Genomic DNA, 10,890 nt, shown 5'->3' with positions numbered 1-10,890 from the left:
CTTAGAAGAAAAATAGGCTACTAACCTCTTTTTCTCAATGAATTTAATATTTTTAAAAAAAAGATAACGCTCCCTGTTCAAGGGTGTTATCAGCCACTAACCTATTTGATTCTTAATCCTCTTAAAGGATGTGTCTATAATAATGCTTTTTAAAAACTATGTCAAGGTTAATTATCATTAATTTTTTCAATATTGACTGATGACAACGTATATGTTTAAATATATAACTACAAACAATTGTAGTTAGTAACCAAAAACAAGAGGTCTAAATGTGTAATAAATGTCTTGGATCGGGTGTAATAGAAACTGGCAGCAATGATCTGCCCTGCGATTGCTCAAAGGGAAATACTGCTCTTTTTAATCAAGCTGGAGTCGATGGCCCAGTCACTGGTGCGGAAATTAAAAAACATTTTCTGAATAATTCACCTGAACCAATCAAGCTCGACAAAAAAGAAATTTCCGCATCTAGTTTACCGGGAAGACCATAACGTCTTCTTAAAAACATTGATAAGTCTTATTATAAAAATAATAAGACTTTTTTAATTTTCAATCCATAATCCAAGATAACGTATATAGATGTTTAAGAAATCAATTACTCATTTTTAATAATTCTTCAACTGTTGCATCAACAAATATTTTCATTGTATCAAATATCTGTAAAGATGGATGCTTGGGTATTAGCAATTGAAGATCAGTGCAAGCAAGTACTACGCAATCAACATCTTTCTTTTCAAAATCATTAATAATCAGAATGAGTTCTTCGCGATCTTTATTGTTTTGTTGTCCGTTAACCAGATGAACTATAAACTTTCCCATTTTTGCCTGTTGCAATGCATCGGGAGTTTTATAACCTATATTATTTTCTGCAAAAGAATTCTCATACAATTTATTCTCGATTGTAGCTGATGTTGAAACTATTCCCACCTTAAAAAAATTATTTTTCTTGAGGAATTTTACCGTTTCTTCAACTATACTAAGAACCGGAATGTTAACGGCGCTTCTAATCTCTTTAATAAAAACATGGAGAGAATTACAAGGCATTACAATAAAATCCGCCCCAGCCCTTTCTAATCTTTTCGCTTCCGCAACTAAAAAGGGTAATATCTTTTCAAATCCAGTATTTTTAACTATGGCATCGTCCTCAATTTCATAAGGTAAGGGAACGCTAGTAATAATAATTGATGTCCGATGTGATCTATCTTTTTTTTGACAAGAAAAGATCAAATCAAGATAAAATTCTGATGTTGTTTCTGGTCCAAGCCCCCCAATTACTCCTACGGTTTTCATAATAAAAGTATGATTTATTAATAAATTATTTTTTTATCTGCAATAATATCTACGAAATCAATCCTACATTAAATCGCACTAAATACTAGATTAGCAAAAAAACCAATCAAACTACTTAGAATACCAAGTTGTAAAAAACTATCTAGTACCAAAATTCCCAATAAAATCCACTGCCCTTGAGTTTCTAAAAAATACTTCACTTGCTCTAACTTATTGGGTAAAACATCAAAAAGTACTTTTGAGCCATCCAATGGCGGTATGGGAATAAGATTAAAAACTAAAAATATTAAGTTATAAATTATTAAATAAACTAAAAAAGTGATCAGACTATTGCCATCGGCCAACAGCTGTCCGATTAATAAAACTTTTAAAACAACAAAGAAAAAGATTAGACTAACAAAATTAACCAACGGTCCTGCCAAAGACACGATGCTATTCCCCCACCGTTGATTAGTGAAGTTATTGGGGTTAATCGGTACTGGTTTAGCCCAACCAAAAACTAAAGGACTGCCCGTAATGATTAAAAAGGCTGGTACCAAAACAGTGCCATACCAATCAATGTGGGCAATGGGATTGAGCGTCAGACGTCCCGCCAATTCGGCCGTATGATCACCTTGTTTCCTGGCTACCCAAGCATGACCAAACTCATGTACCACGATAGCATACAAAACCGCTAAAACCTGAATGATAATACTCATTAACTATTCAATAAATGGTTATTCTTGACTTTATTTCTAAAAAATATTAGAATACGGTCATTAATATCTATAATATTTTAATCACTAGATTATGTCAAAAGTTTGCGAAAAATGTCAGCGCGGTACTGTCTCCGGACAAACCAAAAGTCATTCCAATATCAAAACCAAAAGAGTGGTTATGATTAATCTGCAATCCAAGATTGTTGATGGCGTACGACAAAAACTTTGTACCAGGTGTATCAAGACGCTAGCGAAAAAAAGTAAATAAACTACAATATACTACGATAAAAAAACTCACTGGTAAACCAGTGGGTTTTTTTAATTTATAAATATTTGATAGTTAACTTATGATCTTTAATTTCAATCTGGATTTCTTTGTAGTCTGGATAATTATAAAGCATATTCATAATTGACTTCGTGTAACTGGAGACAATCATGTTAGCCACAAATTTCGGAAAGAAAACACCGTTTAACTTTAACTTACTGAAATAAATATCAATTTCCTTATCTTTAGATACTGGTTTGATCACCGACTTAAAACCACCGCGTACGGGCTTAAAGATATAACCATTCAAAGCCATTTCGCCATCATTTAAAGTAATCTTTAGCTCCCTGATGGATTTATTTTTATCTTTCAATAATAATTTAGCAATCAAATAATTCATCTCCTCTTCTGTCCAAGTAAAATAACTCTCATCTTCTAACAAATAACGGATATTCTTTTCCTTGACCGCTAAATCCCAAGCTTGATATTTTTTTTCTAAAGCCCATTTTTCATAATCAGTTAATTCTCTGGGTGCTGACTCGTTTTGTACGGTACTGGGTGTATTTTTCCACCAAGAAAAACCTTTCCAAGAAAAAGCAAAAACTGATAGTGGCGCCGCCACTAAGATAACAATTACTACTACCAAAATAATTTTTTTCATAAGCAATAAAATATTTATTAACTTATCTATATTATACTAACAATTCAGTTTCTGAGCAAAGTTAGGACAACCACTCAGTATTACTGGCAAATTCGCTAATTGTCTTTCGCTGACGCGGTGCTTGCTGTCGTTCTTGCCAATTAAGGGGCAATGTCTCTTTTTGACCGGAATAACCAATAGCTATCAGAACTATTACCTCAAGATCCGTCGGTAAATGATAATTTTCCATTGCTTTAGTCCTATCAAAAGCACCCATTTGATGAACCATTAATCCTAACTCAGTTGCTTGTAGCAGTAAAGAATTAACAGCGGCGCCAGTATCATACCAAGCGTGAGCGTTTGGTTGCTGGTTATAATTTAAATTCTTCTTGGCACCAATCAATAACAATAACGGCGCTTGCTTAGCCCAGCTATTACCCTCCACAATACACGCGGCTAATTTTTCATAATTAACCAAATCATCTTTAGTGGCATAAATAACCCGCCAGGGTTGTTCATTGCGCGAGGATGGTGCCCAACGCATTGCTTCTAATAATTGGTTTACTTTCTCCGTTTCGATGGCATTACTACTAAACGCTAATGAACTCCAACGATTCTTGATTGCTGGCATGATTTCGTGATCGACTGGTGTTAATTTCCAGGGATAAATATTGGACATATATAATTTTTAATAATTAATAGTTATTTATCAGTACTATCTATTTATAATATCAAAGAATATAGTTATTCTCTCCATAGACAACGCTAGTTATTAATTGGTATTATTACTAGTATCAATCTTATTATAATCGATGTCAATACAATTTAATTGGCGATTAAACTCAATAATAAAAAAAATTAACATATGGAACACAAAACCTATCATCAACTGCCACTTCAGGAACTATTTAATTCACTGCAAACATCAACTGCTGGTCTTTCAGAAAAAGAAGTAGCTTTGCGTTTAGAAAAATTTGGGATTAATAAATTGCCATTAACAAAGAGATTTTCGATTTTTACTCTTTTACTAAATCAATTTAAAAATCCTTTAATCTATATTCTTTTAGTCGCCTTGGCCATCAGTTTTGTAACTAGTCATAACGTTGATGCCTGGATAATTCTAACCGTTGTTTTAATTAGTACCTCGGTTGGTTTTTTACAAGAGTACAAAGCAAACACGGCATTATTGGCTCTTGGAAAACTAATCACCTACAAAGCAAAGGTGTTTAGAAATGGTGAAGAAATAATTATTCCCCAAGAACGAGTTGTCCCGGGGGATATTATTTTATTGACTGCCGGCGACAGAATTCCTGCTGACGCAAGACTTTTTGAAGCTCAAAATTTTGAAGTAATTGAAGCGACACTCACCGGTGAATCAATTCCCTCGAATAAAAATATTGATGTTTTACCAGAAAATACTCCTTTGGCTGATCGAGAAAATATGGTTTATTTTGGAACGGTGGTAGCCAGGGGAAGGGGCCAAGCAATAGTTACTGCTACTGGTCAAAAAACCGAGTTGGGTCATATTGCTAATTTGATAAAAGAAACTCGTAGTGAAAAAACACCTCTCCAAAATCAGCTTGATCATTTTGGTAAAATAATAGGACAACTGTTAATAGTAGTTAATATTTTTATCTTTGGTTTGGGTGTTTTAACTGGTAAACCACTTTTTGAAATGTTTTTGACTTCCGTGGCTGTTGTGGTCGCAGCTGTACCCGAGGGTTTACTACCAGCGCTAACTGTTATTTTAGCCATCAGTATGCAACGTCTAACTCGTCACAAAGGATTAGTAAGACAAATGCTAGCAGCCGAAACACTGGGTTCGATATCAGTTATTTGCACTGATAAAACCGGTACTCTGACCCAGGGAGAGATGAAAATATCAGAAATTATTACTGAGCAAACAACAATTTATAGTGATGGAGTAAATTTTACTGCGATAGTAGACCCCACTGCAAACGCTAGTTATGTGACAGCTTTAAAAATTGGTTTACTGTGTAATAATGCCATTATTGAAAATCCTGAAAAGGAATTAAAGGAATGGACTATTATTGGTGATCCAACTGATAAGGCTTTACTAATCGCTGGTCGATCTATTGGTTTTAATAAAGAAGAATTAGAAAAAAATGAAAGTAGAATTGCGGAAATAGCCTTTGATTCGGAATATAAATTAATGGCTACGCTCCATTCCCTCTCGCCTGCACAAAAAATAAAAAGTCAGCAATCTAATTATGATCACGTTATTTATGCTAAAGGCGCTCCGGAAAATATTTTAGCTTTGGCATCAGCTATAGATGTGGAAGGAAATATAATTACGTTAACGGAAAACAAAAAAATAGACATTCAAAAACAGTACGAAAAGTTAACAAGTTCTGGACTGAGGGTATTAGCAATAGCTTATAAACTACAAGGTGTAATTAATGACTCAGAAAAGTTTAACAAAAATAACTTAACTGATCTTGTTTTTGTTGGTCTGATTGCCCTTAAAGATCCACTGCGTCTAGAAGCGAAAGGGGTAATACAGCTTTGTCAGAGTGCTGGTATTCGCCCCATTATAATAACTGGGGATCACAAATTAACAACAATAGCTATTGTACAAGAATTAGGTATTAAAGTAACTACCGAAAATGTTTTAGAAGGCGCTGATTTGAATGAGTTAAGCGATGAACAACTTCAAGAATCGGTTAAAAAAAATATCATTTTTGCTCGAGTCGAACCAAGACATAAAATTCGAATTGTCTCGGCCCTGCAAGCGAATGGTGAAATAGTAGCCATGACTGGCGATGGAGTAAATGATGCACCAGCCTTAAAAAAAGCTGACATTGGTGTGGCTATTGGCTCAGGAACTGATGTTGCTAAAGAAACGGCTGATCTTGTTCTTTTAGATAATAATTTCAAAACTATTATTGAGGCAGTAAGAAGAGGGAGAATAACTTTTAACAATATTAGAAAGGTGGTTCTCTACCTTCTCACTGACGCTTTTTCTGAAATGATTATTGTTGGCGGATCTATAATCTTAGGACTCCCGCTACCAATTTTACCAGCACAAATTCTTTGGATAAAATTAATCGAAGACGCAGCGCCAGCCATGAGTCTTTCTTTTGATGAAATAGACGAAGATGTCATGAATGAATTACCGAGAAAAAAATCTGAACCTATACTTAATCGTCAATTTAAAAAACTTATTATTTTTTACGCTCTTATTATGGACCTGACTTTATTTGGTATATTTTATTATTTTTGGCAAACGAGTAACGATCTTGATTACGCTCGTACTATTACTTTTGTTGGTTTGGGTTTAACTTCTTTATTTTATATATATTCCGTACGTGGTTTAAAATATTCAATTCTTAAACTTAACCCCTTCTCCAATAAATTCTTAACTCTCACTACGATTGCAAGTACTCTATTAATGTTAATAGCTATCTACCTACCATTTCTCAATAGAATTTTACATACTGTTCCTTTGGGAGTGAAAGAGTGGATCGTATTATTAAGTTATGCAATGCTTAGTATTGTTGTATACGAGATTGGTAAAAAAATTACTATTGCTAAACCCAATAATCTAATAATAAAACAATGAGAAAAAATATTAGCCCCTGGCTAACCATCTCAATTTACCCTACTTCTTACTAATATACTTGCTTAAGGCAATAATGCCCAAAACCAATAAAATAATTACCAAGAGATAAACTAACCAAGAAAAAAACATCATGCCACCGCCGCCGATTAAATAATTATACATCATCTTACTCACCTCCTTTATTAAATTTTATATTGCGTATTCTTACAAACCTATTTCTACTGCTATTTCTTGCATAGCGACAATAGCTAATTCAAAGAATTTATTTTTTTCCAATCCAATTTTTTCTATCTCCATGATCGTTTCGCGTGAAACTTTCGCCGCAAAGCTGCGGTCTTTAAATTTTTTGTTGAGAGAACTGGCTGTCATACCAGTTAATTTTTCTGGGCGTAGTAAAGCGGTGGCATAAATCAACCCAGTAATAGTTTCACCAGCAGCTAAAGCATAATCCAATTGGGAACTACGCAGCACATCAGTACCTTCTTGGTTATGGGCGGAAATGGCGTGCATTGATGCTGGTGCTAATTCATAACCTTCTTGTTTTAGTAATTCGCTAGTTTTTAATCCGTGTTGACTATGATCTTGTTGCGTCAGCTCCCAGTCCAAATCATGTAGTAAACCAGCTAAGCCCCACTCCTCCTCATTTTCTCCAAATTCTTGGGCTAAAGTACGTAAAACAACTTCGCTTTCCCGCGAGTGAATTTGATTATTGTGATCCAATAAATATTTTTTTATTAACTCACGAGCTGGTACAATTGTGATCAACATAAAATTATAATTACTCTTACTTTATTATCATCACGCTAAAGCACAATAACAAATTCTATTATAACTTCCCAACTAAGTCTGTTGACGGCCGTAATGTTTTATCACCTGGTTGCCAGTTAACCGGACAAGCTTCACCGCCATTTTCGCGAACAAATTTGGCAGCTTGCAACTTTCGTAAAAGCTCCTTGATATTGCGACCAATATTATTAGCGTGCACTTCGTAAGCTTGAATTACTCCGTCGGGATCAACGATAAAACTACCACGTAAGGCTAATCCCTCATCAGCTAGATAAACACCAAACGAACGGCTAAGCTTTCCAGTAGGATCAGCAACCATGGGAAATTTTATTTTAGCAATTGACTCCGAGTGATCATGCCAAGCTTTATGCACAAAAGCTGTATCCGTGCTAACGCTTAATACCTCAGCCCCCTCTTTCTGAAACTCGCCATAAAAATCAGCTAACTGAGAAAGTTCAGTTGGACAAACAAAAGTAAAATCAGCTGGATAAAAAAACAAAATTAACCATTTATTTTTAAACTCTTGAAAGCTGGTTTTACTAATACTTTCATTGAGAAAAATCTCAAAATCTAACTCTGGTAATTTAGTACCAATAATTGGTAATAAAAACTTTTCTGATGAATCCATATATTTGTATAATTAAAAATTAAATTGGTCGGGCTGAGAGCCTGCCTGTGGGCAGGCAGGGACTTGTCAGCCAGAGGCTGATCCGCCTCCGGCGGAAACCTCCAAATAAAATATCTGCGACAATCAAACAATATCTATTTTATGAATGGTCGGGCTGAGAGGACTTGAACCTCCGACCTCATGCACCCCATGCATGCGCGCTAGCCAACTGCGCTACAGCCCGATAAATACTTTTTATAAAATTGATTAGATTATTAGCTCACTATCGAGCCTCGTCCAAAGGACGATCAGCCTCTGGCTGAAACTGCGCTACAGCCCGATAATAGTTTTAATTATAATCTTTTTTATTTGTTTACCAAAACCCATTTTATAAAATCTTTCCCTAGCTCTTGCATCTTGCTCGCAATGATAGGATTCATAATAAACTAATTTAAAAGGTTTGTTACGTGCCGTCCAAGAATTTGTATCCTTATTATGTTCGTATAATCTGATTTTAATATCCTTAGAAGTAAAACCAACATAAACCTTATTATTTTTCAAACTTTGTATAAAATAAATAAAATACATATTTATTTAATTATCAATGACCCTGATCAAGCCTCGTCCAAAGGACGATCAGCCTCTGGCTGAAACTGCGCTACAGCCCGAAATAAAACTGTTTATAAAATTGATTATATTGTTTGTATATAAAATCCCGAAATGCTTCGGGACTTTATAGGCTCTAACCATTTCAGCTGAATTAGAAGTTCCCTAATAACATCCGGGCTAGTTTATCAATTTTGTGCTTTAGTTGGATCGTTCCAGCATTCAGCCAAATTTGATAATCATTATTGCCGCTGGGTGCCCTAGAATTTTGACCACGGTCAGAATTCACGCGAACTCCCTAATAAAGAAGGTTGTAGAGCTTCAATCTACAGAAATGATTAGAGTACTTTTATTATAAACAGTGGGCTACGGACTGTCAAATAAAGCTAAAACAATTCAATTTAATTAAGTAAATTGAATTAACTGAAATAATTTTATTTATTCCTTGATACCGTCTAAATTAATGTCGTATAAAATTTGCTCGGCAATTAAACGATAATTCAAAATCTCATTTTCGCTAAACCAAATGGGAATTTCGCGCAAAGCATCACTGGCCGGATCAGAACAGTGCACTAAATTACGAACAGCTCTATTATCCAAACTTGCTATCTCATAAGAGTCCAAAGTATAGTCACCGCGAATCGTTCCACTGTCTGATGTTAAAGGCTCTGTTGAACCAATTATTTTTTTGACGATGCCGGCCGCTTGATTTCCTTCCCAAATCATCGGCACTATTGGACCGCAACTCATAAACTTTACCAGTGCTTGAACAATATCCTTACCATACTCCCGGGCCTCTTTTTCTATTGGTAAACCAGCAGCCTTTCTCTCTTCTAATATTCTTTGTCCTTTGCTAGTAAACCATTGTTCGTCTTTCTGATAATGTCGCCATAATTGATCTTCGGTAGCGATAATCATTTTTAAGGCTATTAATTTTAATCCTGTTTTTTCTAGACGACAGATAACGTCGCCAATCAGACCTCTTTGCACGGCATCGGGTTTTAAAATCACAAAGGTTCTTTCTTTTCTTGGATGTAACATAATTTAATCGCTAATTATTTCTTAAAAAATTGATCAATTTTTTCCACTAGATCATGTGGCGTCATATTGGCCTTGATACAATAATCAACAACTCCGTACTCTTTACCTTTTTTAATATCCTCATCTTGTCTTAAATTAGTTAAAAGAATAACTGGTGTTTTACTGATTTTCTTTTCCTTCTTGATAGCTGCCAAAACAGCAAACCCATCCATTTTTGGCATCATCACATCCAATAAAATCAAATCAGCTTTTTCTTGCAATATTAATGCCAACCCTGCGGCACCGTCCGGGGCAGTTAATACATGATAACCGCCTTTGGTCAGCTTTAATTTATACATATTTACTAGTATTTCTTCGTCCTCTACTAAAATAATTGTTTTTGCTTTACTGACCATAGGATAATTTTTACTTATTATATTATAGCGCTAATGATCATTAATTTCAATGGTCTGGCCATTGAGAATTGCTTGAATGTCACCATTTAAATCAGTCCGCCAAATATTCATATTTAATCTTTTTAATATCTTTAATACGCCGGGGTTGGGGTGACCAAATTTATTTTCACCAACAGAAATGACAGCTAGCTTTGCTCCTACTACTCGCAGAAATTCCTGATCACTGGAATAATAACTGCCATGATGGCCAATCTTGATTATTTGATTTGTATTAACTATTTTCTGAGCTAACATTTGTTTCTCTGTGCTTTGTGTCGCATCACCCATGAATAAAGCACAGGATAATTGGAAACAGTATTGACCAACTACTGATGATTCATTTAAATCCTTCAACCGCTGACCATGATAAGCAATAAACGGTTGCCATGTTTGCCAATAACTCTTATCGGCAAAAACATAGCGATTGCCAGTGGTGGTGGTTGTAAGAGAAATATTTTTCTCCTGAATTATTTTCAGTAATGCTAAATAACTTTGATCGGAATAATCAACTGGTCCGGGATAAATAATTCTTTTCACGGGATACCGCTGAATAACTTCCACTAAACCAACAACGTGATCGGCGTGAGCATGAGTAATAATCATTAAATCAATTTGCGGATTAAGACTGGGTAAATACCCCCCTAGTTTACTAACAACAGTCAAGTCTGGCCCACCATCAATGAGAATATATTGTTTACTACTGGTAATAATCAAAGCGGAATCACCTTGACCAACGTTCATAAAAATAATTTGCGCCGCAGACAAAACCACTGACTGCTGTTGCCAGATGCTATAAAACAAACCGGTTAGACAAAAAATGATCGTTACTAAAATTTTAATCTTTTTTGTTTTAGGTACACACATTTTGCACTCTAGCTAATACCTCATTTGGGGTTTTACCACCCAGGGCACAGTGTTCTAGGTTATTGTAATTATTATTCCA

General features: G+C 35.0%; 13 protein-coding genes and 1 tRNA gene. 3 read left to right on the top strand and 11 right to left on the bottom strand.

Annotation, left to right across the window (positions count from 1 at the left end; all coding sequences use genetic code 11):
* The first annotated feature begins 269 nt into the window (after positions 1-269).
* Positions 270-488 (top strand): hypothetical protein, encoded by a 219-nt coding sequence (locus tag COX77_03115; GenBank protein ID PIZ98913.1) that lies wholly within the window; start codon positions 270-272, stop codon positions 486-488.
* 100 nt (positions 489-588) lie between these two features.
* Here the strand turns inward: COX77_03115 and COX77_03110 are convergent, their stop codons facing one another.
* Entirely contained in the window at positions 589-1,287 is a 699-nt protein-coding gene (locus tag COX77_03110; GenBank protein ID PIZ98912.1) for a hypothetical protein, read from the bottom strand.
* Between the two features lie 68 nt (positions 1,288-1,355).
* A complete protein-coding gene (locus tag COX77_03105) occupies positions 1,356-1,985 on the bottom strand; it encodes a site-2 protease family protein (protein ID PIZ98911.1) in 630 nt (209 codons plus the stop codon).
* Positions 1,986-2,076: 91 nt separating this feature from the next.
* Here COX77_03105 and COX77_03100 point away from each other — a divergent pair, with 91 nt between their 5' ends.
* On the top strand, positions 2,077-2,253 hold the full coding sequence (locus tag COX77_03100; GenBank protein ID PIZ98910.1) for a 50S ribosomal protein L28: 177 nt from the start codon (positions 2,077-2,079) through the stop codon (positions 2,251-2,253).
* Positions 2,254-2,308: 55 nt separating this feature from the next.
* On the opposite strand, the gene COX77_03095 is transcribed toward COX77_03100, so the two are convergent.
* Both COX77_03095 and COX77_03090 read right to left on the bottom strand, forming a co-directional pair.
* Positions 2,309-2,911 (bottom strand): hypothetical protein, encoded by a 603-nt coding sequence (locus COX77_03095; protein PIZ98909.1) that lies wholly within the window; start codon positions 2,909-2,911, stop codon positions 2,309-2,311.
* A 61-nt stretch (positions 2,912-2,972) separates the two neighbouring features.
* Positions 2,973-3,569 (bottom strand): nitroreductase, encoded by a 597-nt coding sequence (locus tag COX77_03090; protein PIZ98908.1) that lies wholly within the window; start codon positions 3,567-3,569, stop codon positions 2,973-2,975.
* Between the two features lie 186 nt (positions 3,570-3,755).
* Here COX77_03090 and COX77_03085 point away from each other — a divergent pair, with 186 nt between their 5' ends.
* Positions 3,756-6,473, top strand: coding sequence for an ATPase (locus COX77_03085; protein PIZ98907.1), 2,718 nt, complete (start codon positions 3,756-3,758; stop codon positions 6,471-6,473).
* Positions 6,474-6,677: 204 nt separating this feature from the next.
* On the opposite strand, the gene COX77_03080 is transcribed toward COX77_03085, so the two are convergent.
* The 7 genes from COX77_03080 to COX77_03050 all read right to left on the bottom strand — a co-directional run bounded on the left by COX77_03080 (position 6,678) and on the right by COX77_03050 (position 10,811).
* Positions 6,678-7,241, bottom strand: coding sequence for an HD family phosphohydrolase (locus tag COX77_03080; protein PIZ98906.1), 564 nt, complete (start codon positions 7,239-7,241; stop codon positions 6,678-6,680).
* 58 nt (positions 7,242-7,299) lie between these two features.
* Positions 7,300-7,887, bottom strand: coding sequence for a peroxiredoxin (locus COX77_03075; protein ID PIZ98905.1), 588 nt, complete (start codon positions 7,885-7,887; stop codon positions 7,300-7,302).
* Positions 7,888-8,033: 146 nt separating this feature from the next.
* Positions 8,034-8,110, bottom strand: a tRNA-Pro gene (locus COX77_03070).
* Between the two features lie 86 nt (positions 8,111-8,196).
* On the bottom strand, positions 8,197-8,454 hold the full coding sequence (locus COX77_03065; protein PIZ98904.1) for a hypothetical protein: 258 nt from the start codon (positions 8,452-8,454) through the stop codon (positions 8,197-8,199).
* A gap of 456 nt (positions 8,455-8,910) precedes the next feature.
* On the bottom strand, positions 8,911-9,513 hold the full coding sequence (locus tag COX77_03060) for a nucleoside-diphosphate kinase (GenBank protein PIZ98903.1): 603 nt from the start codon (positions 9,511-9,513) through the stop codon (positions 8,911-8,913).
* Positions 9,514-9,527: 14 nt separating this feature from the next.
* Positions 9,528-9,908, bottom strand: a complete 381-nt coding sequence (locus COX77_03055) for a response regulator (protein ID PIZ98902.1) — start codon at positions 9,906-9,908, stop codon at positions 9,528-9,530.
* Between the two features lie 30 nt (positions 9,909-9,938).
* Positions 9,939-10,811 (bottom strand): hypothetical protein, encoded by an 873-nt coding sequence (locus COX77_03050; protein PIZ98901.1) that lies wholly within the window; start codon positions 10,809-10,811, stop codon positions 9,939-9,941.
* Positions 10,812-10,890: the final 79 nt, after the last annotated feature.

The sequence above is a fragment of the Candidatus Komeilibacteria bacterium CG_4_10_14_0_2_um_filter_37_10 genome (assembly GCA_002793075.1).
In the GTDB taxonomy this organism is placed as follows: domain Bacteria; phylum Patescibacteriota; class Patescibacteriia; order UBA1558; family UBA1558; genus UM-FILTER-37-10.
The sequence above is the reverse complement of the archived record's forward strand: the minus strand, read 5'-3'. Positions and strand labels throughout refer to the sequence as shown.